Source organism: Streptomyces yerevanensis (assembly GCF_000716805.1).
Classification (GTDB): domain Bacteria; phylum Actinomycetota; class Actinomycetes; order Streptomycetales; family Streptomycetaceae; genus Streptomyces; species Streptomyces flaveus.
Genome location: NZ_JNWJ01000012.1, coordinates 71,607 through 93,636, shown reverse-complemented (window position 1 = coordinate 93,636; position 22,030 = coordinate 71,607). Strand labels below are relative to the sequence as shown.

At 70.5% G+C, this 22,030-nt stretch carries 22 protein-coding genes; 10 read left to right on the top strand and 12 right to left on the bottom strand.

Annotated elements, in window-relative coordinates; translation table 11 throughout:
• Nucleotides 1-33 precede the first annotated feature (33 nt).
• Nucleotides 34-903 (top strand): hypothetical protein, encoded by an 870-nt coding sequence (locus OP79_RS51675; RefSeq protein WP_078491801.1) that lies wholly within the window; start codon nt 34-36, stop codon nt 901-903.
• Here the strand turns inward: OP79_RS51675 and OP79_RS15075 are convergent.
• Complete coding sequence (locus OP79_RS15075; RefSeq protein WP_051744670.1) at nt 795-1,751, bottom strand: RecB family exonuclease; 957 nt, start codon at nt 1,749-1,751, stop codon at nt 795-797. The two genes, OP79_RS51675 and OP79_RS15075, sit on opposite strands and share 109 nt — an antisense overlap.
• A gap of 333 nt (nt 1,752-2,084) precedes the next feature.
• Here OP79_RS15075 and OP79_RS15070 point away from each other — a divergent pair, with 333 nt between their 5' ends.
• From OP79_RS15070 to recA, 5 genes are all read left to right on the top strand, one after another.
• The gene (locus OP79_RS15070; protein WP_051744669.1) at nt 2,085-3,077 is read left to right on the top strand and encodes an ATP-binding protein; all 993 of its coding nucleotides are present in this window, start codon (nt 2,085-2,087) and stop codon (nt 3,075-3,077) included.
• Nucleotides 3,074-3,586, top strand: a complete 513-nt coding sequence (locus tag OP79_RS15065) for a hypothetical protein (protein ID WP_033320692.1) — start codon at nt 3,074-3,076, stop codon at nt 3,584-3,586. Before OP79_RS15070 ends, OP79_RS15065 begins: the two co-directional genes overlap by 4 nt.
• Before the next feature lie 131 nt (nt 3,587-3,717).
• Nucleotides 3,718-4,263 (top strand): zinc finger domain-containing protein, encoded by a 546-nt coding sequence (locus OP79_RS15060; RefSeq protein WP_033320691.1) that lies wholly within the window; start codon nt 3,718-3,720, stop codon nt 4,261-4,263.
• 69 nt (nt 4,264-4,332) lie between these two features.
• Nucleotides 4,333-4,815 carry a single-stranded DNA-binding protein gene (locus OP79_RS15055; protein ID WP_078491800.1) on the top strand — a complete coding sequence of 161 codons (483 nt, stop codon included), beginning with the start codon at nt 4,333-4,335 and terminating at the stop codon, nt 4,813-4,815.
• A gap of 73 nt (nt 4,816-4,888) precedes the next feature.
• Nucleotides 4,889-5,938 (top strand): recombinase RecA, encoded by a 1,050-nt coding sequence (recA, locus tag OP79_RS15050; protein WP_051744668.1) that lies wholly within the window; start codon nt 4,889-4,891, stop codon nt 5,936-5,938.
• Here recA and OP79_RS55985 read toward each other — a convergent pair.
• Nucleotides 5,922-6,086: a hypothetical protein gene (locus OP79_RS55985; protein WP_169786195.1), complete on the bottom strand. Its 165-nt coding sequence runs from the start codon at nt 6,084-6,086 to the stop codon at nt 5,922-5,924. The two genes, recA and OP79_RS55985, sit on opposite strands and share 17 nt — an antisense overlap.
• 128 nt (nt 6,087-6,214) lie before the next feature.
• Here OP79_RS55985 and OP79_RS15045 point away from each other — a divergent pair, with 128 nt between their 5' ends.
• A complete protein-coding gene (locus OP79_RS15045; protein WP_033320690.1) occupies nt 6,215-7,024 on the top strand; it encodes an EI24 domain-containing protein in 810 nt (269 codons plus the stop codon).
• Nucleotides 7,025-7,035: 11 nt separating this feature from the next.
• Here the strand turns inward: OP79_RS15045 and OP79_RS15040 are convergent, their stop codons facing one another.
• Together OP79_RS15040 and OP79_RS15035 are read right to left on the bottom strand one after the other, a co-directional pair.
• Nucleotides 7,036-8,292 (bottom strand): C15 family peptidase, encoded by a 1,257-nt coding sequence (locus tag OP79_RS15040; protein WP_033320689.1) that lies wholly within the window; start codon nt 8,290-8,292, stop codon nt 7,036-7,038.
• A 111-nt stretch (nt 8,293-8,403) separates the two neighbouring features.
• Nucleotides 8,404-8,991 (bottom strand): TetR/AcrR family transcriptional regulator, encoded by a 588-nt coding sequence (locus OP79_RS15035; protein WP_033320688.1) that lies wholly within the window; start codon nt 8,989-8,991, stop codon nt 8,404-8,406.
• Nucleotides 8,992-9,104: 113 nt separating this feature from the next.
• On the opposite strand from OP79_RS15035, the gene OP79_RS15030 reads away from it, so the two are divergent.
• A complete protein-coding gene (locus OP79_RS15030; RefSeq protein WP_033320687.1) occupies nt 9,105-11,564 on the top strand; it encodes a glycoside hydrolase family 3 protein in 2,460 nt (819 codons plus the stop codon).
• A gap of 45 nt (nt 11,565-11,609) precedes the next feature.
• Here the strand turns inward: OP79_RS15030 and OP79_RS15025 are convergent, their stop codons facing one another.
• On the bottom strand, nt 11,610-12,539 hold the full coding sequence (locus OP79_RS15025) for an SGNH/GDSL hydrolase family protein (protein ID WP_033320686.1): 930 nt from the start codon (nt 12,537-12,539) through the stop codon (nt 11,610-11,612).
• A gap of 292 nt (nt 12,540-12,831) precedes the next feature.
• On the opposite strand from OP79_RS15025, the gene OP79_RS15020 reads away from it, so the two are divergent.
• Nucleotides 12,832-13,326, top strand: coding sequence for a DUF3145 domain-containing protein (locus tag OP79_RS15020; protein WP_033320685.1), 495 nt, complete (start codon nt 12,832-12,834; stop codon nt 13,324-13,326).
• A gap of 112 nt (nt 13,327-13,438) precedes the next feature.
• On the opposite strand, the gene OP79_RS15015 is transcribed toward OP79_RS15020, so the two are convergent.
• The 5 genes from OP79_RS15015 to OP79_RS14995 form a co-directional block, all read right to left on the bottom strand.
• On the bottom strand, nt 13,439-14,710 hold the full coding sequence (locus OP79_RS15015) for a beta-ketoacyl-[acyl-carrier-protein] synthase family protein (protein ID WP_033320684.1): 1,272 nt from the start codon (nt 14,708-14,710) through the stop codon (nt 13,439-13,441).
• 86 nt (nt 14,711-14,796) lie between these two features.
• Nucleotides 14,797-15,045, bottom strand: a complete 249-nt coding sequence (locus OP79_RS15010) for an acyl carrier protein (protein ID WP_033320683.1) — start codon at nt 15,043-15,045, stop codon at nt 14,797-14,799.
• Nucleotides 15,046-15,148: 103 nt separating this feature from the next.
• A complete protein-coding gene (locus tag OP79_RS15005) occupies nt 15,149-16,180 on the bottom strand; it encodes a ketoacyl-ACP synthase III (RefSeq protein ID WP_033320682.1) in 1,032 nt (343 codons plus the stop codon).
• Between the two features lie 17 nt (nt 16,181-16,197).
• A complete protein-coding gene (locus tag OP79_RS15000) occupies nt 16,198-17,112 on the bottom strand; it encodes an ACP S-malonyltransferase (RefSeq protein WP_033320681.1) in 915 nt (304 codons plus the stop codon).
• Between the two features lie 89 nt (nt 17,113-17,201).
• Nucleotides 17,202-18,407, bottom strand: a complete 1,206-nt coding sequence (locus OP79_RS14995) for a PucR family transcriptional regulator (protein WP_033320680.1) — start codon at nt 18,405-18,407, stop codon at nt 17,202-17,204.
• A gap of 84 nt (nt 18,408-18,491) precedes the next feature.
• Here OP79_RS14995 and OP79_RS14990 point away from each other — a divergent pair, with 84 nt between their 5' ends.
• A complete protein-coding gene (locus OP79_RS14990) occupies nt 18,492-19,151 on the top strand; it encodes a pirin family protein (protein ID WP_106972387.1) in 660 nt (219 codons plus the stop codon).
• Nucleotides 19,152-19,158: 7 nt separating this feature from the next.
• Here the strand turns inward: OP79_RS14990 and OP79_RS14985 are convergent, their stop codons facing one another.
• Together OP79_RS14985 and OP79_RS14980 are read right to left on the bottom strand one after the other, a co-directional pair.
• On the bottom strand, nt 19,159-20,979 hold the full coding sequence (locus OP79_RS14985) for a protein kinase domain-containing protein (protein WP_033320679.1): 1,821 nt from the start codon (nt 20,977-20,979) through the stop codon (nt 19,159-19,161).
• Between the two features lie 80 nt (nt 20,980-21,059).
• On the bottom strand, nt 21,060-21,905 hold the full coding sequence (locus OP79_RS14980) for a serine hydrolase domain-containing protein (RefSeq protein WP_033320678.1): 846 nt from the start codon (nt 21,903-21,905) through the stop codon (nt 21,060-21,062).
• Between the last annotated feature and the right edge of the window lie 125 nt (nt 21,906-22,030).

The following is a 22,030-nucleotide window of genomic DNA, read 5'->3' as shown; positions in this document are numbered from 1 at the left end:
CTGGAGCGCAGGGCGTGAGGCGAGGAGCAGTCCATGGCAACGATTCCGTCGCTCCCCAGCAGGGATGACGTGGCACGTATCGCACGGAACACCACCGACATCACCGGCCAACTTCTGGACACCGCGGGCAATATCACCCGTATCGCCATCAACACCTTTGATCCGAGAGACGGTTCGGGCGCTGAGGCGCTGCGGGTACTGCGCGAAACCACCGCCGAGCTGGCCGAGGCGAGCGCCTCACCACAGGCGCAGGAGGCCTTCTACCGCATCGTGGACACACTGACGCGGCTCGGTACGAGCGGGGCGCCGCTCGCCACCCACCCCGTCAGCGAGCCCGCGCAAGCGTTGATCACCGCGTTGGGTGACAGCCTGCTGCCGGTCCTTGACGCCGTGGAGCCCGCCGTGGAGGAGGCGGCGGAGGCGCTCGGCGAGCTGGTCGACGCGACGTCGCCGCTGCTGCCTACGGCGGCGGGGGTGATGGCGGGCGTGCTCCTCGCCCTCGCCCCTCTGATCCGGGCCGCGGCGGACGTACTACGGGACTCGTCCCCCGAACTCCGCCGTATCGCCGACGCGTTGACGGCCGCACTGGCTCCGCTCCTGCCCTTGCAGGTGGCGTTGGCGGAACGGGCCGCTGCCGCGGGGGCGGGCGTCGTCCGCGCGACGCTTCCGCCTCTGGCGGACCTGACGGAGGCTGCGGCTGCCGGCATCAAGGCTGGCCGCCCGCTCCTGGTCGCCGGCGAGGAGTTCGTCGTCTCCGGCCTGGAACACCTCCAGCCCTTGCTCCTGGCGTCCGCCTATCGGGCGGGGCGGGTGGCCCGGGCGGCGGCGGTACGGGTGTCGGCGGCGGTGTCACCTGCGGCGGAGCCGGGAGTGGTGGTGGCGGTGACGCCGGCCAGGGGATAGGGCGGTGGGGTGCCGCCGAACGCGGGGCAGAGGTCCCGGTAGCCGCACCAGTCACAGAAGCGGCTCGGGCTGGGCTGCCACTCGCCCGTCGTCACCGCCCGCTGGATCGCCGCCCACAGCGCCCGCAGCTTCCGCTCCACCGCCCGCAGGTCCGCCTCGTCCGGGTCGTACGTCACCACGTCACCGCTGCCCAGATAGAGCAACTGGAGGCGGCGCGGGACCACCCCGCGTCGCCGCCACAGCACCAGGGCGTAGAACTTCATCTGGAACATGGCCCGGTGCTCGAAGTCCGGCGGGGGCGCCTTGCCCGTCTTGTAGTCCACCACGCGGACTTCGCCGGTCGGGGCGACGTCCACCCGGTCGATGATCCCGCGCAGCGTCAGCCCGGACTCCAGCGTGGTCTCCACGAACAGCTCCCGCCCGGCGGGCTCCAACCGGGTCGGGTCCTCCATCCGGAAGTACTGCTCCAGCAGCTGTTCCGCCTCGGCCAGCCAGGAGGCCAGTACCGCGCCGTCCGTGTCCTGCGGGAAGAGGGCGGCCAGTTCGGGCCGTTTGCCCAGCAGCCGCTCCCACTCCGGGCGCAGCAACGCACGGGCACGGTCCGGGGTGCGCTGCCCGGCCGGCACGTCGAAGAGCCGCTCCAGCACCGCGTGCACCACAATGCCTCGGGTCGCCGCCGGGTTCGGTGGCTCCGGCAGCTTGTCGATCGCCCGGAGCCGGTAGCGCAGCGGGCAGGTCATGAAGTCGTCCGCGCGCGAAGGCGACAGCGAGGACGGCGTCCTCGGGGTGGGCCGAGGTGCCGCGGGCGGGGCCGCGTCCGATGCGGCGGAGCTCCCGGACGGGGACATACTCCGACCCTACGCCGGGGGCCTGCGCAGGGCCTTTCCCGAATCCACCGGACCGGTTCCGGCTACGACCGTGTGCCCACTGTGCCCACCCGCGTCGTGGCGCAGGCACACTCGCTCCGACCGATACGGACATCAAGCGCATTGATTACTTTTCTGGAGAAAAGTGTTGATTTTTTCCTCCGTGCGTGCCTAATGTGTGGTTTCAGGCAGTTTCGAACTGACATTCGAGCAAGTGACGGCCGTGTGGGTGCACGTCTTGCCAAGTGAGGGCCGTGTTCCGGCCCTTCCCAAGCCCACCCCGAACCGCCGTCGGATGCGCCAGAGGAGAACGGCGTGAGCACCTTCACCTTCACCCCAGCCACCAAGGAGCAGGCCAAGGCCCGCATCGCGCTCACCGGTCCCACCGGCTCGGGCAAGACCTACACCGCGCTCGTCATCGGCACCGGGCTCGGCGACCGGATCGCCCTGATCGACACCGAGCACGGCAGCGCTTCCAAGTACGCCGACGAATTCGCCTTCGACACCCTCCCGCTCACGACGTTCGAGCCCCGGGCGCTCGTCGAGGCGCTCGCGGTGGCCGCCCACGAGGGCTACGACGTCGTGATCGTCGACTCGCTCTCGCACTTCTGGTCCGGCACGGGCGGGATGCTGGAGCAGGTCGACAACGCGGCGAAGCGCACCGGGTCGGGGAACAGCTTCGCCGGCTGGAAGGAGGCCCGCCCCCTGGAGCGGGCGATGATCGACGCCCTGCTCGCCTATCCCGGTCAGCTCATCGCCACCATGCGCACCAAGACCGAGTACGTCGTCGAGGCCGACGAGCGCGGGCGCAAGGTACCGCGCAAGGTCGGGCTCAAGCCCGAGCAGCGGGAGGGCATCGAGTACGAATTCGACATCGTCGGCGACCTCGACCACGAGAACACCTTGGTGATCTCCAAGTCCCGGGCGAAGCCGCTGTCCGGGATGGTGCTCCACAAGCCCGGCGCGGAGTTCGCCGAGGCCATCCTCGGCTGGCTCAAGACCGGCAAGCCCGCCAGGTCCGTGTCCGACTACATCACGGCGGCCACCGCACCGGATGCCACCTATGACGGCCTGCGCTCCCTCTACGAGGAGGCCCGCCGGCACAACCTGCTCGGCTCCGCCGTCCTGGACGACGGGGAGACCCGCACGCTCGGCGAGCTGATCGTGCGCCACGGCACCGAGGCGGCGAAGAAGCAGGACGCCCGAGATGCCGAGTCGAGGGCCGAGACCGAGCGCGAGACCGAGCGGAGGACTGAGCGGAGGAAGGACGAGGCCGGGACCGGGCAGAGGAAGGACAAGGTCGCATGAGCCTCAGGGACCACGCCACCCGGGTCGCCGTGCTCAGGGTGCTGCGCGACGTGGTGGAGGCCGAGTACCGGGCCACGCGCCGCGAGGTCCTCGACGGCCTGCGCGCGGCCCGTGCCGAGCTCGGCCTCAAGTCGATCCGGGCGACACTGCCGGACGGCACCCCGATCGCCACCATCACGCTCATCGACCCCCAGCCGACGGTCGTGATCGCCGACGAGCACGCTTTCCTCACCTGGGTGGCCGAGAACCACCCCGACGAGGTGGAGACGCTCACCCAGGTACGCCCCCACTGGCAGCGGGAGTTCTTCGCCCGGCTCGCCGGCCTCGACGCGGTCACCGACCCGCACACCGGCGAGGTGATCCCCGGACTGGCGACGCTTCCGGCGTCCGAACCGCGTTCGTTCAGCCTCCGGCCCGTTCCCGGCGGAACGGAACAGGTCGCTCGCGCCTGGCACACCGGCGAGATCGACCTGCGCCGACTGCTTGCCCTCGGCGGCGAGACGCGATGACCACCATGCCCGCCATGCCCACCACCACAGCGCCCTCCGGCAGGGACGCATCCGCCGCCCTGTGGTTCCCGCTCCCACGAGCCGAGCGGTCCCGGGGAGGCAGGAGGCGTTCCCGCGGAAGGGAGTCCCGGATGACAACGGCCGAGACGGCTCAGCTGGTCGCCCTGATCGCCTCGATCTGCCCGTCGACGCACCTGGAGGAGACCCCGGAGGCCCCGGAGACCACGGCGAAGAACTGGCACCCCCTCCTGGCCGACCTGGACGCCGCCGACGCGCACGAGGCCGTGATCCGGCTGGGCCGACGGCGGCACCACATCGCCGCCGTCGACATCCGAGACGAGGTGCGCGCGATCAGGGAGGAGCGGCTCGCCCGCGACCCGCTGCCGCTCCCGGACGCGGACCCGGACGACCCGCGCCGCTACCGCGCGGAACTCCTCGCGATCGTGACCGCGATCGCCTCGGGACAGCGCGTCGAGCGGACACCCACCAGCCCGGCCCCGCCGCCCCACGCCCCCGCCGGCCGCTCGAGGAACGACCTCCGCGTCCGCGCCCTCCGAGTGCCCTGCCCATGGTGCAAAGCCGCCCCCGGCCATCCGTGCACCGTCCCCCGCCTCGGCATTCCGTTGAAGAACGCCCCGGCCCACGCGTCGAGACTCACCGCGGCTGATCCGCCGTAAGACACGTCCGCCGTAAGACACGTAAGACAACCAACCCCCCCGTCCGTACGTGCGTTAGGAGTACCTCTCATGGTCGGCGAGACCGTAGTCACCGTCGTCGGCAACCTGACCGACGACCCCGAAATCCGCATGACCCCGTCCGGCGACGCGGTCACACACTTCACCGTCGCCTCCACGCCCCGCGCCTTCGACCGGCAGAGCAACGAGTGGAAGGACGCCGACACGCTGTTCCTGCGCTGCTCGGCCTGGCGGCAGATGGCGGAACACATCGCCAGGTCCCTGACGCGCGGCACCCGCGTCATCGTCCAGGGACGGCTGCACCAGCGGGCGTACGAGACCAAGGAGGGCGAGAAGCGGACCGTCATCGAGCTGGAGGCCACGGAGATCGGCCCCTCCCTGCGCTACGCCGACGCGACGGTCAGCAAGACCTCTCGCGTGGGCGCTTCCGGCGGCACCCTCTTCGGCACCGAGCCGCCCGTGCCGAAGGACGCACCGAGGGCACCCGACGGGGACAAGAGCACCCCCGAGAAGAGCTCCACGTTCCCCTTCTGAGCCGGTTCGCCCTGAGCCTGTCCGTCGGCCGCGATGACACATCCAGACCCCCATTACCCCCGAGGGGGACCCCATGAAAGTACAGAACCGCGAAGAGACGCTCGAACTAGCCCTCGCCCAGATCGAGAAGCGGTTCGGCCAGGGCTCGGTCATGCGCCTCGGCGACGACCCCTGGGTCCCCATCGAGGTCATCCCCACCGGCTCCGTCGCCCTCGACGTCGCCCTCGGCGTGGGCGGTCTGCCGCGCGGGCGGGTCGTGGAGATCTACGGCCCGGAGATGAGCGGGAAAACCACCATCGCGCTGCACGCCCTGGCCAACGTGCAGCGGGCCGGCGGGACCGCGGTGTTCATCGACGCCGAGTACGGCCTCGACATCGAGTACGCGAGAAGGCTCGGCGTCGACATCGACGACCTCATCGCCTGCCAGCCCGACACCGGCGAGCAGGCGCTGGAGATCGCCGACACGCTGGTCCGCTCCGGAGCCGTCGACCTCATCGTCGTCGACTCCGTCGCCGCCCTCGTGCCGCGCGCGGAGATCGAGGGCGAGATGGGCGACCCCCACGTCGGCCTCCAGGCCCGGCTGATGAGCCAGGCACTGCGGAAGATCACCGGCGCACTCGGCCAGTCGAGGACCACGATGATCTTCATCAACCAGCTCCGGGAGAAGATCGGCATCGTGTTCGGCCCTCCAGAGACGACGACCGGCGGCCGGGCGCTGAAGTTCTACGCCTCCGTGCGCCTGGACATCCGCCGGATCGAAACCCTCAAGCGCGGCGCCGAGCCGGTCGGCAACCGCACCCGCGTCAAGGTGGCCAAGAACAAGATCGCGCCGCCCTTCAAGCAGGCCGAGTTCGACATCCTCTACGGCCAGGGCATCAGCCGCGAGGGCGAGCTGATCGACATGGGGATGGAACACGGCTTCGTCCGCAAGGCCGGCGCCTGGTACACGTACGAGGGCGACCAGCTCGGCCAGGGCAAGGAGAACGCCCGCACCTTCCTCAAGGACAACCCCGACCTCGCCGACGAGATCGAGAAGAAGATCAAGGAGAAGCTGGGCGTCGGGACACGGTCGGAGAACCTCGGGACACGGCCGGAGGATCCGGCAGCTACGTCGCGGGAGTGAAACCCCGTTCGGCCAGTGCGTCGATGGTGGTGCCGCCATCGTCGTACACGAGGGTGCCGGAGTCCCAGTCCAGCACTACGTCATCAAGCCCTCGAGCGCGGACGAGCCAGTCGTAGTTCCGCAGCGCGATGATCGTCTCCTCGGTCATGAAACCGAAGCTACTGCTCCCGCTCCGGCTCTCCCCGGCGCGCACCTCTGGCCCGCTGTCCCCGCCACGCTTTCGGCGGAGCCCCACCTCCGGGGAGCCGGGCGCAAGGACCCCGATATGGTGCCCCCATGCATGATCTGCGCGTCGGGTTCGGCTACTTGGGGCAGGGGCAGCGTTGGGTTGCCCGGCATGGGAAGCAGTTCGGGTTCGGGCTGATCCCGGGGCTCATCACGCTTGTGCTGTATGCGGCCGCGCTCGTCGGCCTGGCCGTGTGGGGTACGGACTTCGTGGCCTGGGCCACCCCGTTCGCCGATGACTGGGCGAGCCCCTGGCTGGGCCTCTTCCGGGGGTTCCTGACGGCAGTCCTTTTCGCGCTCGCCCTCCTCCTCGCCGTCGTCACCTTCACCGCCGTGACCCTGCTCATCGGGCAGCCCTTCTACGAGAAGCTCTCCGAGTCCGTGGACCGGGACGTCTCGCCGGACGGGACGGCGCCCGAGTCGGGGCTGTCGTTGTGGCGGGAGTTGGTGATCTCGGCGCGGGACAGTCTGCGGATCGTCGTCAGGGCCGCGGCGTGGGGCGTGTTGCTCTTCGCGCTCGGGTTCATTCCGTTCGTCGGGCAGACCGTCGTGCCGGTGATCGGGTTCTTCGTCACCGGGTTCTTCCTGACCGAGGAGCTGACGTCGGTCGCGATGCAGCGCCGTCGTGTCGAAGCCCGGGACCGCCTGCGCCTGTTGCGCTCCCGCAAGGCCCTGGTGTGGGGCTTTGGCACACCCCTCGCCCTCGCCTTCGTCGTTCCGTTCGTCGCCGTGTTCCTGATGCCCGGCGCGGTCGCGGGCGCCACGCTGATGGCCCGCGACCTGCTGGGCGAGGAAACCGGAGAAGAAGAGGGTGAGGGCGAGGGAGAGGGGCAGGTCCGGGGCGACTCCGTCACCTGGTGAGCCAGTGACACCTACCGGGACGCGCCCGCCGCCACCGTCACGATCTCGCGGACCTGCGCGATGATGTCCAGCCGGTTCTGGACGAACTGCGGATCCGTGACCGTACCCGTCGCCGGATCCGTGTTGCCCGTGCCGAACTGGAGCACCGGCGTGTGCACATGCCCGCCGGGCAGCGAGCCGCCCAGCCCGAGCCGGTCACGCAGCAGCGTCGCGCGGTACGCGATCTCGTTGGAGAGGTAGTCCCCGCCGCCGCCCTCGCGAGCCGTCGAGCCCGGCGTCGGGCCTTCGGGGCGTACGACCGGATCTGTGCCGCCCGCCGGGATCTCGGTCACCTCCGTGTTGTCGTATACGGGGAAACGCCCCGTATCCGCGGCCACAATCTCCTTGTACGGCAAGGTCGTCGACGTCCACTGCGGCTGCGAGGCCGGGTCGGTAACCGGGATGGTCTCCGTGCGCGAGAGGTTCTCGTTGTCGGGGAAGCCGCCCCGCCAGGCGCCGTTGGTCCGCTCGACGTCGAAGCGGCCCACGCGACCCTGGCTGACCGTCGTGAACAAGTCGACGCGGGGAAGGTACGGACGCAGCGTCCGCTCCACCGTTCCGTCACTGAAGTCCTGCCAGCGGACCGGGAAGAGTGCGGTCTCGATACGGGCCGGGCCGTCGGCCGTCTCGATCACCGTACCGTCGAGAGCGAGGGCGGTGGCCCCGGAGGGGTTGGAGATCCGTACGTCCCGGTCCAGCGTGAACGGGTCGAAGCCGGTCACCAGGATCCGCTCGACGCCTTTGACGTGCGGATAGCGGATGGTGTCCTGACCGCGCGAGGTCCGCTCAAGTGCGCCCAGCAGCTTGGTGCGTCGGGCGTCCGTGAGGCCGAACTCCGGCTCCCACTGGCGTACTTCACGCGTCATGCCCAGCCGCGCCCAGTACAACGGCCGGTCGTCGTCCCGGCTGAGGTCACCGCCCGCCGGACCCCGCCCCTGCGCCCGGTCCACAGCCCGCTGCCACAGCCGCGCACCCTGCCGTACGACCAACCGCTCGGCCTCCGCATACGACCGCACCTTGTCCAGCGCACGCGCCAACTCCGGTGCCACCGCGTCGAATCCGGACCGGCGCAGGATCTCCTGGGGCGCCGCCCTGTCGAGGCGCTGTTCCTCCACGGTGAGCGCGGCCGTGGACTCCTCTGCGGGCGCGGCCAGGGCGGGCGGGGTCGCGAGGCTTGCGAGGGCGGCTGCCAGGCCGAGGGCGCCGAGCCGAACACGTATATACGTCAAGGGAGTTCAGGTCCTTCCGTCACGCGAAACGCCGGGGTGGCGAAAGTATCGCGTGACGGATGGGGCGTAGGCCATGGGGGGCGCGGTCGCCGAACCCACCAGCCCCCGGCGTCAACTCCCCTTCTCACCAAGCAGCGTGAGGAAGTCCCGGAACGCGCCGGGCATGTCCACCTCCTCCGGGGCCAGCAGCCACTGGTACTGGAGGCCGTCCATCACCGCGACGAGCAGCGGAGCCGCCCGCTCCGGTGTGAGTCCGCTCGGCAGTCGCTCCCCGTACTCGGCGCGCAGCACCTGTGCCATGTTCGCGCGCACGGCCTCGTACCGGCCGGTGAAGAACTCGCGTGCCGGATGCTCCTCCGTGACGCTCTCGCCGAGCAGTGCCGAGAAGGTCTGCACGATGCCCGATCGCATCGCGTTGTAGTCGACGAGCGAGGCGAGCAGGTCGAGCCGCCAGTTGGAGTCCGGCATCGCGTCCCACTGGTCGCGCTCCTCCAGGACGGCGACGAGCATGGCCTCCTTGGTCGGGAAGTAGTGCAGCAGCCCCTGCTGGGTGAGCCCCACCCGCTCGGCGACCACACTCAGGCTCGCCCCCCGGTAGCCGCGCTCGGCGATCACCTCCAGGGCGGCCCGGAGAATCTCCGCGCGCCGCTCGGCACCCCTGATTGCCCTGGTCGTCGACATATGGCCACCGTACGACATGCCAACGACGTACGTGAGGGTTCATGTAACTGAAAGATAACGAGACCTACCTATCTACTGGTGAAACGTGCACGATGAGCGGACGGACCGGACTTCAACGAGGAGGCACCGTCATGGCGGGCACGCAAGGCAACCAGGTCGACCACGGCAAGCACCCGGCCGACCAGGCACGCGAGGCCGTGGTCGAAGCCGCGCTCGGCAGGCTCGACCTGGACGCGAAAGCGCGGTTGCTCGCCGGGCAGGACACCTGGTCGCTGCCCGCACTGCCCGAGATCGGCCTGCCGTCCCTGGTCATGTCCGACGGCCCGATCGGTGTGCGAGGCGTGCGCTGGACCGCCGACGACCCGTCCGTCGCGCTGCCGTCCCCGACCGCGCTCGCCGCCACCTGGGACCCCGAACTCGCCCGCAGGGCAGGGGTGTTGCTCGCCCAGGAGGCCCGCCGCAAGGGCGTGCACGTCCTTCTCGCACCCACCGTCAACCTCCAGCGGTCGCCGCTCGGCGGGCGCCACTTCGAGGCGTACAGCGAGGACCCGTACCTGACCGGGCGGATCGGAACCGGGTACGTCGCCGGTGTGCAGGAGGGCGGCGTCGGTACCACCGTCAAGCACTTCGTCGCGAACGACGCCGAGACCGACCGCTTCACCGTGAACAACGTCGTCTCCGAACGCGCCCTGCGCGAGCTCTACTTGGCCCCCTTCGAGGCCATCGTCGCCGACGCCCGTCCCTGGGGCGTCATGACCGCCTACAACTCGGTCAACGGCACGACGATGACCGAGCATCACCGGCTCGTCGAGGAAGTCCTGCGCGGAGAATGGGGCTTCGACGGCATCAACGTCTCCGACTGGATGGCCGCCCGGTCGACCACCGCGGCCATCGAGGGTGGTCTGGACATCGCGATGCCCGGCCCCCGGACCGTGTACGGCGACGCACTCGCGCAGGCCGTACGGGACGGGCTGGTCACGGAGGACAAGATCGACGCGGCGGTACGGAACGTGCTGCGGCTCGCCGCCCGCGTCGGCATCCTGGAGGGCGCCGAGCCCGTCGTGACCGAGCTGCCCGGGATCGTCGACGGCGAGGCCCTGGCCCGCGAGATCGCCCGCCGCTCCTTCGTCCTCGTACGCAATGAAGGCGCCCTTCCGCTGCCCGAAGGGCACAAGGTCGCCCTGATCGGCGCCGCCGCCCGCGACGCCCGCGTCCTCGGCGGCGGGTCCGCCGTCGTCTTCCCCGCCCGGATCGTCTCGCCGCTCGACGGACTCACCACCGCCCTGCCCGAGGGCAGCCTGACCTACGCGGTCGGTGCCGACCCGAACGAGGAACTGACCCTCGCCGACAAGGGGTTCGAGCTGCGCGCCGTCTGCCGGGACGCCGATGGCCAGGTCATCGCGACGACTCCGGTACCGAGCGGCCACCTCCAGTGGATGGGCAACGACCTCCCCGAGGGCGTCACCCACGACGCCCTGCACAGCGTCGAGCTGACCGGCACCTTCGCCCCGCGTGAGAGCGGCCCGCACACGTTCGGCGTCCGTGGCATGGGCGAGTTCACGTTGAAAGTGGATGGCACCACCTACTTCGACGGGCCCCAGCTCCCCGCCGGCGACGACCCGTTCCAGGCCTACTTCGAGCCCCCCGTGCCGCGTGCCGAGGCCGAACTGCGGGCGGGCGAACCGGTGGAGGTGTCCCTCACGCACGTCGTGGCCCTGCCCGAGGACATCGCCATGAAGGTCATCACCTTCACCCTCGCCCACCAGGAGCCGCAGCGCGACCCCGACGAGCTGATCGCCGAGGCGGTCGAAGCGGCCCGCGCCGCCGACACCGCCGTCGTCGTGGTCGCCACCACCGAGCGCGTCGAGTCGGAGGGCTTCGACCGGAAGGACCTGCGGCTCCCCGGCCGCCAGGACGACCTCGTCCGCGCGGTCGCCGCCGCCAACCCGAACACCGTCGTGGTCGTCAACTCCGGCTCCCCGGTGGAACTTCCCTGGCGCGACGAGGTCGCCGCCGTACTGCTCGACTGGTTCCCTGGCCAGGAAGGCGGCGCCGCGCTCGCGGACGTGCTCACCGGCGCGTACGAGCCGGGCGGCCGACTGCCCACCACCTGGGGTTCCCTGACGGACGCCCCCGTCACCCAGGTGGTCCCCACGGACGGCGAACTTCCTTACACCGAGGGCGTGTTCATCGGCTACCGCGCCTGGCAGAAGGAGGGCAGGACCCCCTCGTACGCCTTCGGCCACGGCCTCGGCTACACCGACTGGACGTACGAGTCGGTCAAGGTCGAGGGCACCACGGCCACGGTCCGCGTCACCAACTCCGGTACACGCGTGGGCCGCGAGGTCGTCCAGGTCTATCTCGCGCCGACGGAGGCCGACCCCGAGCGGCCGGTGAGGTGGCTCGCCGGGTTCGCGGGCGTCGAGGCCGGGCCCGGTGAGAGCGTCGAGGCCGTTGTCGAACTTCCGCGCCGGGCCTTCGAGATCTGGGACGAGACCGCGAACTCATGGGCGTTCGTGAAGGGTTCGTACGAGGTTCAGGCGGGGCGGTCGATCGCGGACCTTCGGGTCACGACGACGATCGACGTGTGACGGTGCAGGGGCCCTTGCGGGCCCCTGCGACGCGCACCGCGTCCGTCAGCCGGTCGTCGGCAACTTCAAGTCGGCCGGCTTCGGCGCCGTCACCACGCGATACGCCATCTCCGCCAGCAGCTTCTGGCCGCTCGTACTCGGGTGGAACCAGTCCACGGTGCTCAACTGTGCTGCGTCGAAGCGGTACTTGTAGACGGCCCCGCCGTCGAAGCGGCACAGCTTGTCCTTCTCGCACACGTCTTCCAGTACGGCGTTGTACTCCTTGACCCGGTCCTGCACCTTGTCGCGCCGCGACGACGCAGCCGTGCCCAGGTCGTCCGGCTCCGCCAGCATCGAGGAGCAGATGCCCAGCTTCCACATCTCCTTGCTGAGCTCGTTGGTCCGGCCGATCGACCACAGCCGCTTCAGATCGGGCACGCTCGCCACAAACACCTGGGTCTTGGGCGACGCCTCGCGCAGCGTGTTCATCGCGTCCTCGAACTGGGCGCGGAACTCCGGCACCGATGTCATGGCGGCCACCGTCGGCTGGCAGGCATCATTGGCGCCGGCCAGCACCGTCACCAGTTCCGGCTTCCTCGTCGCCGCCTGGGCCAGCTGGTCGTCCAGCTCGGCCATCTGGGCGCCGGTCTTCGCGTAGTTCCAGCTCCGCTGGGCGGCCCCGGACTTCCCGAGCAGCCGCACCGCGAGGCTGTCGACCTTCGCGTCGCTGCCGGTCGCCCATGAGACCTTGGGGCAGTCGGACAGCGCCTCGCAGGCGTCGAAGGCGCGCGTGATGGAGTCGCCGACCGCAGCGATCGAGTTCGGGCTGAGGTTCCAGCTGGTGGCTTCCGTGGACGGCTTCGACCGCGAGGTACTGCCGGTGGGGGCCGCTTCGTTGCCGCCGACCGCGTCGCAGCCGGCCGTCCCCACGATGCCGAGAAGCGCCGCCGCCGCTGTGACGGCAACAGCACGTGATCGGTGGCCACGTCTACGCATTCCCGGATCTCCTCGCTCGTCGTGCAACGGTAACCCGCGGTACGGGCGTCCCCCTGGGTGACTGTGTTTTCCCGGGGGCGCGTAGTCCATTTTGTGGCTACGCCACGGGCCGGACCCCCGGCCGGGACCTCGTACGCGTCCCGCCGAGTGAAACCTCAGTGTTTCAGGGTGCTGGGACAGACGGTACGTCACACTCCTTGCGCCCTCGCACGATAGCCTCGCCACGTGGCTGCCCTGCCACCGAGGTCGGTCCGCAAAGTCACAAGATGCAACGCTCTGCCCGGAGGTCCCAGTGACGACACGTGGAGTTCTCTACGTGCACTCCGCGCCGCGCGCGCTGTGCCCACACGTCGAATGGGCAGTCGCGGGCGTGCTCGGTGCACGCGTCAACCTCGACTGGATCCGGCAGCCCGCGGCGCCGGGCACGTGGAGATCCGAGCTCTCCTGGCAGGCCGAGGCCGGCACCGCCTCCAAACTGGCCTCGGCACTGCGCGGCTGGCAGATGCTGCGCTTCGAGGTCACCGCCGAGCCGTCCGCCACCGCCGAGGGCGAGCGCTACAGCTGCACCCCTGAACTGGGCATCTTCCACGCCGTCACCGGCATCCACGGCGACATCCTGATCCCCGAGGACCGGCTGCGCGCCGCCCTCGTCCGCGCCCAGAGCGGCGAGACGGAACTGGAGTCCGAACTCACCAAGCTCCTCGGCAAGCCCTGGGACGACGAACTTGAGCCCTTCCGGTACGCGGGCGAGGGCGCTCCGGTGCGCTGGCTCCACCAAGTCGTCTGATGCCTGCTCAACACGATGAAGGGCCCCACCAGACGGTGGGGCCCTTCATCACGTAGACGCACATCACGCCGCGTACGACCGGAAATCGCTCTCCGGCGGCTGGAACAGCCGATCAGACAGTTCGGAACGCCAGCACGACGTTGTGCCCGCCGAAGCCGAACGAGTCGTTCAGCGCGGCGATGCGGCCCTCGACGGGGAGCTTGCGGGCCTCGCCGCGGACGACGTCGGCGTTGGCCTCGGCCTCCGGGTCGATGTTGTCGATGTTGATGGTCGGCGGGGCCACCCGGTGGTAAAGGGCGAGCACCGTCGCGACCGACTCCACGCCGCCCGCGCCACCGAGGAGATGACCCGTCATCGACTTGGTGCCGGAGACCGCGAAGTGGTCGGTGTCGTCGCCGAAGACCTTGCGCAGCGCCTTCAGTTCGGCGACGTCACCGGCCGGGGTCGAGGTGGCGTGCGCGTTCACGTGCACGATCTCGGCCGGGTTGAGGTCGGTGTTGTCGAGCAGGTTCTGCAGGGCGTGCGAGATACCGAGGCCCTCGGGCTCCGGCTGCACGATGTCGTGGCCGTCGGCCGAGATGCCCTGGCCGACCGCCTCCGCGTAGACGCGGGCACCGCGCTTCGCGGCGTGCTCGGCCGACTCAAGCACGATGACGCCCGCGCCCTCACCGAGGACGAAGCCGTCGCGCGCCATGTCGTAGGGGCGCGAGGCACCCTGCGGGTCGTCGTTGTTCTTGGACATCGCCATCATGTTGCCGAACGCGGCGATGGGCAGCGGGTGGATCGCCGCCTCCGTGCCACCGGCGATGACCACGTCGGCGCGGCCGGTGCGGATCATCTCGATCCCGTAGCCGATGGCCTCGGCGCCCGACGCGCAGGCGGAGACCGGGGTGTGTACACCGGCACGGGCGCCCACGAGGAGACCCACGTTGGCGGACGGCCCGTTCGGCATCAGCATCGGGACGGTGTGCGGGGAGACGCGGCGTACGCCCTTCTCCTTCAGTACGTCGTACTGGTCGAGCAGGGTGGTGACGCCGCCGATGCCGGAGGCGATGACCGCGCCCAGCCTGTTCGGGTCGACGTCTGCGCCCTCGCCCGCCTTGTCGGTGTAACCGGCGTCCGCCCAGGCCTCCTTGGCCGCGATCAGCGCGAACTGCGCCGAGCGGTCGAGGCGGCGGGCCTGCGGCCGGGGGATGACCTCGGTCGGCTCCACGGCGACCGGGGCCGCGATACGGACCGCCTGTTCGGCGGCCCACTCCTGCTCCAGGGCCTTGACGCCGGAACGACCGGCGACCAGACCCTCCCAGGTCGAGGCTGCGTCGCCACCCAGCGGTGTGGTTGCGCCGATACCGGTGACGACCACGGTGCGATTGGTCGAGCTCACGGGAATTCTTTCTCCAACGTTTACGAGGATCAGCGGCGCCACCGCCGGGTGGCGGGGCCTTTCAGCGCCCTGGCCGAGCGGCCTGCTCAGCCCTGGTGCTTGAGGATGTAGTTGGTGGCGTCGCCGACCGTCTTGAGGTCCTTGACGTCGTCGTCCGGGATCTTGACGTCGAAGCGCTCTTCGGCGGCGACGACGACCTCGACCATGGACAGCGAGTCGACGTCCAGGTCGTCGGTGAAGGACTTGTCCAGCTGGACGTCCTCGACCGGGATCCCGGCGATCTCGTTCACGATGTCGGCGAGACCGGCGACGATCTCTTCCTGAGTGGCGGCCATGTGAGGCGCTCCTTCGTAGATATCCAGAGGGTGTGGCAGGCCCGCCGCGTCAGCGGCAGGTGTTGCTGCGTACCAGATCCGAGGGGAACCTGGCACGGGGTGCCTAGGGGAGGGTAACGACCGTCGCGGCGTACACGAGACCCGCCCCGAAGCCGATGACGAGCGCGGTGTCGCCGCTCTTCGCCTCGCCGGTCGCCAGGAGCCGCTCCATAGCGAGCGGGATCGAGGCGGCCGAGGTGTTGCCGGTGGTGCGCACGTCACGCGCGACCGTGACGTGCTCCGGCAGCTTGAGTGTCTTCACCATCGAGTCGATGATCCGCTCGTTGGCCTGGTGGGGAATGAAGACGTCCAGGTCGTCCGGGGTGATTCCGGCCGCGTCCAGCGCCTGCTTAGCGACCTTCGCCATCTCGAACACGGCCCAGCGGAACACCGCCTGGCCCTCCTGCGTGATCGCAGGGAACTTGATGTCGCCCTTGGAGTCGAGCGGCAGCTCGGACACGTCGCCGATCCGGTACTTGTCCCACGGCACGGTCTGCTTGATCGTGTCGGCCTTGTCGCCCTCGGAGCCCCAGACGGTCGGGCCGATGTGCGGCTCCTGGGAGGGGCCGACGACGACCGCGCCCGCACCGTCACCGAACAGGAAGGCCGTCGCGCGGTCCTCCAGGTCGGTGAGGTCGGAAAGGCGCTCGACGCCGATGACGAGTACGTACTCCGCCGAGCCCTCGACGACCATGCCCTTGGCGAGGGTCAGGCCGTAGCCGAAGCCCGCGCAGCCCGCCGAGATGTCGAAGGCGGCGGCCTTGTTCGTGCCGAGCTTGTCGGCGATCTCGGTGGCGACGGCCGGGGTCTGGCTGAAGTGCGAGACGGTCGAGACGACCACCGCGCCGATCTGCTCGGCCGTGATCCCGGAGTCGGCGATCGCCTTGCCGGAGGCCTCGATGGACATCGCGGCGACGGTCTCCTCGTCGGAGGCCCAGTGACGGGTCTCGATGCCGGAGCGCGAGCGGATCCACTCGTCGGAGGAGTCGATCGTCTCGAGGATCACCTCGTTCGGCACGACCCGGGTGGGACGGTAACCGCCCACGCCCATGATCCGGGCGTACGGGGCGCCTTTGCTGGGCCTGATCTTCGACATGCTCTCGGGGCTCCTTGTCAGCCAGCGTGCTCGGCGATGAGCTCGCGAGCAGCGTCGAGGTCGTCAGGGGTCTTGAGCGCCAGCGTCCGCACGCCTGGCAGGGCGCGCTTGGCGAGACCGGTCAGGGTGCCGCCCGGGCACACCTCGACGAGCGCGGTCACGCCCAGCTCCTTGAAGGTCTCCATGCACAGGTCCCAGCGAACGGGGTTGGCGACCTGGCCGACCAGCCGGGACAGCACCTCGGCGCCGGTCGCGACGGCCTGGCCGTCCTTGTTCGAGACGTACGTGATCTTCGGGTCGGCCGGGGCCAGCTCCGCCGCGGCCTGCTCCAGGCTCGCGACCGCGGGGGCCATGTGGTGCGTGTGGAAGGCGCCCGCGACCTTGAGGGCGACGACGCGTCGTACGCCCTCCGGCTTGTCGGCCTCCAGGGCGGCCAGCTCCTCCATGGTGCCGGCGGCGACGATCTGGCCCGCGCCGTTCACGTTCGCCGGGGTCAGGCCGAGTTTTTCCAGGTGCGGAATCGTCGCCTCGGGGTCACCGCCGAGCAGCGCCGACATACCGGTCTGCGTGATCGCGGCGGCCTCGGCCATGGCCAGACCGCGCTTGCGTACGAGTTTCAGGGCGGCCGTGTCGTCCAGGACGCCCGCGAAGGCGGCGGCCGTGATCTCGCCGACGCTGTGGCCCGCGACGGCACCCGGTGCCACCTCGCCGAGCGCGGACGCCGACAGGAGTCCGGCCGCGACGAGCAGCGGCTGCGCCACCGCCGTGTCACGGATCGCGTCCGCGTCGGCCTGCGTGCCGTAGTGGGCAAGGTCGAGGCCGATGGCGTCCGACCACGTGCCGAGACGGTCGGCGGCGCCGGGGAGTTCGAGCCAAGGAGTCAGGAAGCCGGGCGTCTGGGCGCCCTGGCCGGGAGCGACGAGTACGAGCACTCTCACACTCTCTCTTGTGGACGGGCACCGCCGCCCGTGGGGACAGGGACGAAGAACAGCAGGGGGTTTTGTGGAGCCCCGACAAAAGCCTAGAGCTGGGGATCTCCATCGGCCAGACGCCCCAGGATCAGCGCGATCCGGAGTGTGAAGGCGGATCGTACATCGGAGGGTGACCAACCGGTGACGTCAGTCACACGTCGAAGCCGGTAGCGCACGGTGTTCGGGTGAACGAAGAGCATCCGGGCGGCGCCCTCCAGACTGCTCGCCTGCTCCAGATAGACGCTCAGGGTCTCCAGGAGAGCCGACCCGGCCTCCTCCAGTGGTCTGTAGATCTCCTCCACCAGTTGGTCGCGCGCCGCGGGGTCGCCGGCGATCGCGCGCTCCGGCAGCAGATCGTCCGCCAGTACCGGCCGCGGGGCGTCCTGCCAGGCGAAACACGCCTTGAGCCCGGCGGCGGCGGCCTGCGCGGACCGGGTCGCGGCCAGCAGATCGGGTACGACGGGCCCCGCCACCACCGCTCCCGCCGCATACGGCCCGATCAGCGACTTGGCGACCCCCAGCGGATCGTCACTGCCACCGGCGATGACCACGAGCCGGTCGCCGAGTACTCCGGTGAGTACCTGGAGCTTGGCATGCCGGGCGGCCCGCCGGATCGCCTCGACGGTCAGCTCGCTGTCACCGTCGGGGGCCGTGCCCAGCACCACGCACACATGCTCGGGGGAGTTCCAGCCGAGGGCCGCGGCCCGGCTGACGGCGCCCTCGTCGGCCTCGCCGGACAGCACGGCGTTGACGACCAGTGACTCGAGCCGGGCGTCCCAGGCACCGCGTGCCTCGGCGGCCTGTGCGTACACCTGGGCGGTGGCGAAGGCGATCTCGCGGGCGTACACCAGGAGGGCCTCGCGCAGGAGGGACTCGTCGCCGGGGGCCGCGACCTCCTCGATCGCGGACTCCATGACCTCGATGGTCGTACGCACCATCTCCACGGTCTGGCGCAGCGTGATCGCCCTGGTCAGCTCGCGGGGTGCGGTGCCGAAGACGTCGGTGGAGATGGCCTGCGGGGCGTCCGGATGCCGGAACCACTCGGTGAAGGCGGCGATACCGGCCTGGGCGACGAGCCCGATCCACGAACGGTTCTCCGGAGGCATCGCCCGGTACCACGGCAGCGTCTCGTCCATGCGCGCGATGGCCTGCGCGGCGAGACTTCCGGAGGACTTCTCCAGCCGCTTCAGGGTCGCGGCGTGCGCGTGGGCGGCGCGGGCAGCGGCTTTGGTGGTACTGGATTCGGGTTCGGGCACGGGACAAGACTGCCTTATCCGGACGGGAGTGTGCGGCGGCGGGTCTCGGATGAGGGGGGTCGCAGGTCTACCGTGGGCCCGGTGATGGACATACGGCGCTCCGCTGAGCGCTACCGCGGAGGCGACCCGGCGGCCGGGATCGAGTCCCTGCACGCCTTCTCCTTCGGACCCCACTACGACCCCGACAACCTCCGTTTCGGCGCGGTCATCGCCTGCAACGAGGAGCGGCTCGCGCCCGGCGCGGGCTTCGACGAGCACCCGCACAGTCACACGGAGATCGTGACCTGGGTCGTCTCGGGCGAGCTGACGCACCGCGACTCGGCGGGCCACGAGTCGGTGGTCAGGGCCGGGGACGTGCAGCGGCTCAGCTCGGCGGGCGGCGTACGGCACGTGGAGCGCAACGACAGCGCCGAGCCGTTGGCCTTCGTACAGATGTGGCTGGCGCCCTTGGACCCCGGCGGCGATCCCGCGTACGAGATCGTGCACGGCATCGCGGATTCCACGCCGTACGCCGTCCCGGAGGCCGGGGCGATGCTGCATGTGCGGCGGCTGGGGGCGGTGGGGGAGCGGACCGCCATACCGGACGCGCCGCGCACGTATCTGCACGTCGTACGGGGTGCCGTCCGGGTCGGCCTCCATGAGCTGGGGGCCGGGGACGCGGTGCGGGCCGAGGGGGAGAAGGGGCTGGAGCTGGTCGCCGGGTCCGTCCCGGCCGAGGTGCTGATCTGGGAGTTGTCGGGGTGACGGGGGCTCAGTTCTCGGTGCTGGGCTCCTCCGCGTTGCGCCACACGGTGATGTCCACGGAGACGTAGTCACTGGGGTCGCCACTGGGGGCCGAGCCCTGGTAGGTGACCAGGGCGATATGGCCGGACGCGGTGTGCACACACAGCTGGGAGCCCTTCGAGATCTGGGCGAGCGAGACGTCCTTGGTGTACCGGGTCTCGTTCCGGCAGGTGGTGAGGGAGCCCTTCTGCGCGTTGTTGAGGAGGACGGCCTTCTCGCTGCTGCTGCCGAGCACGGGGGAGCCGTCGTCGGAGACGTACCAGGTTCTGTCGTAGTAGAGGTCGCTGTTGTCGGCGAAGGCGGCGTTCGAGACGTCCTCCGCCGACAGCGGCTTGAGCGGGGAGTCGGCGAACCGGACGTAGTAGCCCTTGGGGATGTTCACGCCCGGGTAGCTGACCGGCTTGGGGTCGGGCAGCGCCTTCGGGCTGCTGGAACCGGAGCTACCGCCGGAGCTGCTCGAGGCGTCGTCCGACGAGTCACCCAAGTCCTTCAGGACGGACGCGCAACCCCCGACCCATATCAGGGAAGCGACCACCGCGACGCCGACGCCGATCCACTTGCCGACGTTGTTCTTGGACGGCGAGAGCGGATACGGGCGCGGGTGCGGCTGTGGCTGCTGGTGCCAGCCGTGCTGCTGGGGATACGGGGCCTGGTGCACGGGCTGCTGTGTGTACGGCGGCTGCGTGTACACCGGCGGTTGTGGGGCGGGCATGGGCGGAGGCGGCGTGACCGGGCCGGCGTGGACGGTCGGCGCGGCGTGCACCGGTGGTGTGGCGGGGCCGGCGGCCGGTGCGTCCGGCTGGGTCACCGGCGCGGTGGGCGGTACAGGCGGGGGCGCCGCGGTCGGTGCCTCCGGCGTCTTGTTCCGCGCGGCCAGCAGCTCCGCCGACGCCGAGGTCCGCTGCGTGATGTCGGCGCCGATCGGGTCCGGCAGCCAGGAGCCCGACTGGCGCAGCTGAGTGGGTGACGCGTCCTGGCACAGGGAGATGACCTCGGCGGGCGAGGGCCGGTCGTCCGGATTCTTCGCCAGGCAGCGCGCGATGAACCCGAGTTCCTCCGGGATGCCGGAGAGGTCCGGCTGTTCGTGGACGATCCGGTACAGCACGGCGTGCGAGGGTCCGTCCCCGTAGGCTCCGGTGCCGCGCGCCGCGTACACGGCCACCTGGCCGAGCGCGAAGACGTCCGACGCGGGCGTGACCGGCTTCCCGGCCGCCTGCTCCGGCGACATGAACGCCGGGGTGCCGATGGAGACGCCGGTGCCTGTCAGGGCGGTGGCGTCGGCGGCGCGCGCGATGCCGAAGTCGATGACCCGGGGACCGTCGGCGGCGAGCAGCACGTTGGAGGGCTTCAGGTCGCGATGGACGATGCCCGCCGCGTGGATGACCTTCAACGCCTCCGCCACCCCCGCGAGCAGCAGCAGGACCGAGGACACCGGCAGCGAGCCGTGCTCGGCGACCGCGGAGTGCAGGGACGGGCCGGGCACATAGGCGGTGGCCAGCCACGGCTGCGTGCCCTCGGTGTCGTAGTCGATGACCGGTGCCGTGTAGAGGCCCTGCACGCGCTGGGCGGCCTGGACCTCCTGCCGGAACCTGCGGCGGAACTCGGGATCCTCGCTCAGCTCGGGCCGGATCGTCTTCAGCGCGATCGGGTGCCCGCCCGGCGTGTACGACAGGTACACCGTGCCCATGCCACCCGAGCCGAGCCGTGCCGCGAGCCGATAACTCGCCACGACCTTAGGGTCGCCGGCCTCCAACGGGCGGAATTTTCCGCTTCGTTGAACCTCGCGCATGGTTCTCCCCCGATAACTGTGCGGCGTGTGTGCACGGGGGAGAGTAGCCGAACGGATCGGCCACCGCCTCAACCGGAGCCTCAACCACCGCTCTTGAGCTCGGCCAGCTCGGCGAGCACCGTGTCCGTGAACGGTGTCCACGCCTCGATCGCCCACGGCCCGAACGCCCGGTCCGTGAGAGCCGCGCAGGCCACCCCCGCGTCCGGGTCGATCCACAGGAACGTGCCCGACTGGCCGAAGTGACCGAAGGTGCGGGGGGAGGATGAACTGCCCGTCCAGTGGGGGGACTTGGAGTCGCGGATCTCGAAGCCCAGGCCCCAGTCGTTGGGGTTCTGGTGGCCGTAGCCCGGCAGGACGCCCTTCGTGCCGGGGTACTGGACCGTCATCGCCTCGGCGACCGTCCGCGGGTCGAGGAGTCGCGGAGCCTGCACCTCGGCCGCGAAGCGGACAAGGTCGTCGACGGTCGAGACGCCGTCCTTGGCGGGGGACCCGTCCAGCGTCGTCCCCGTCATCCCGAGCGGCTCGAGCACCGCTTGCCGCAGGTACTCCGCGAACGGAATCTCCGTCGCCTTCGCCACATGATCGCCTAGCACCTCGAACCCAGCGTTGGAGTACAGCCGCCGCGCCCCGGGCGCCGTCGTCACCCGGTGCTCGTCGAAGGCGAGCCCGCTGGTGTGCGCGAGGAGGTGGCGGACGGTGGAACCCTCGGGCCCGGCGGGCTCGTCGAGCTCGATCGCGCCCTCCTCGTACGCGACGAGCACCGCGTACGCCGCGAGCGGCTTGGTGACCGAGGCGAGCGCGAACCGCTGCCTGGTGGGCCCGTGGGTGCCCAGCACCGTACCGTCCGCACGGACGACGGCCGCGGCGGCAGGAGCTGGCCAGTTCTCGATCAGGGTCAGGCTCTGCAGGGGCGTAGGCAAAGGCATGGGTCGAGCCTAAGCCTGCCGAGAAGGCCAACTGCATCGAGGGGTTGGGAACTGCTGCGACTTGACTGAGTGCGGGTGCGTTCTGGCGTGCACGAGCGAGCATCGGCGTCCGCCATGCGGTGCAG

Excerpts from the sequence above, each read along its gene's own strand:
- OP79_RS51675 (WP_078491801.1), top strand. The coding sequence starts at position 34 with ATGGCAACGATTCCGTCGCTCCCCAGCAGGGATGACGTGGCACGTATC.
- OP79_RS15075 (WP_051744670.1), bottom strand. The coding sequence starts at position 1,751 with ATGTCCCCGTCCGGGAGCTCCGCCGCATCGGACGCGGCCCCGCCCGCG.
- OP79_RS15065 (WP_033320692.1), top strand. The coding sequence starts at position 3,074 with ATGAGCCTCAGGGACCACGCCACCCGGGTCGCCGTGCTCAGGGTGCTG.
- OP79_RS15060 (WP_033320691.1), top strand. The coding sequence starts at position 3,718 with ATGACAACGGCCGAGACGGCTCAGCTGGTCGCCCTGATCGCCTCGATC.
- OP79_RS15055 (WP_078491800.1), top strand. The coding sequence starts at position 4,333 with ATGGTCGGCGAGACCGTAGTCACCGTCGTCGGCAACCTGACCGACGAC.
- recA (WP_051744668.1), top strand. The coding sequence starts at position 4,889 with ATGAAAGTACAGAACCGCGAAGAGACGCTCGAACTAGCCCTCGCCCAG.
- OP79_RS55985 (WP_169786195.1), bottom strand. The coding sequence starts at position 6,086 with ATGACCGAGGAGACGATCATCGCGCTGCGGAACTACGACTGGCTCGTC.
- OP79_RS15045 (WP_033320690.1), top strand. The coding sequence starts at position 6,215 with ATGCATGATCTGCGCGTCGGGTTCGGCTACTTGGGGCAGGGGCAGCGT.
- OP79_RS15035 (WP_033320688.1), bottom strand. The coding sequence starts at position 8,991 with ATGTCGTACGGTGGCCATATGTCGACGACCAGGGCAATCAGGGGTGCC.
- OP79_RS15030 (WP_033320687.1), top strand. The coding sequence starts at position 9,105 with ATGGCGGGCACGCAAGGCAACCAGGTCGACCACGGCAAGCACCCGGCC.
- OP79_RS15025 (WP_033320686.1), bottom strand. The coding sequence starts at position 12,539 with ATGCGTAGACGTGGCCACCGATCACGTGCTGTTGCCGTCACAGCGGCG.
- OP79_RS15010 (WP_033320683.1), bottom strand. The coding sequence starts at position 15,045 with ATGGCCGCCACTCAGGAAGAGATCGTCGCCGGTCTCGCCGACATCGTG.
- OP79_RS15005 (WP_033320682.1), bottom strand. The coding sequence starts at position 16,180 with ATGTCGAAGATCAGGCCCAGCAAAGGCGCCCCGTACGCCCGGATCATG.
- OP79_RS14990 (WP_106972387.1), top strand. The coding sequence starts at position 18,492 with ATGGACATACGGCGCTCCGCTGAGCGCTACCGCGGAGGCGACCCGGCG.
- OP79_RS14985 (WP_033320679.1), bottom strand. The coding sequence starts at position 20,979 with ATGCGCGAGGTTCAACGAAGCGGAAAATTCCGCCCGTTGGAGGCCGGC.
- OP79_RS14980 (WP_033320678.1), bottom strand. The coding sequence starts at position 21,905 with ATGCCTTTGCCTACGCCCCTGCAGAGCCTGACCCTGATCGAGAACTGG.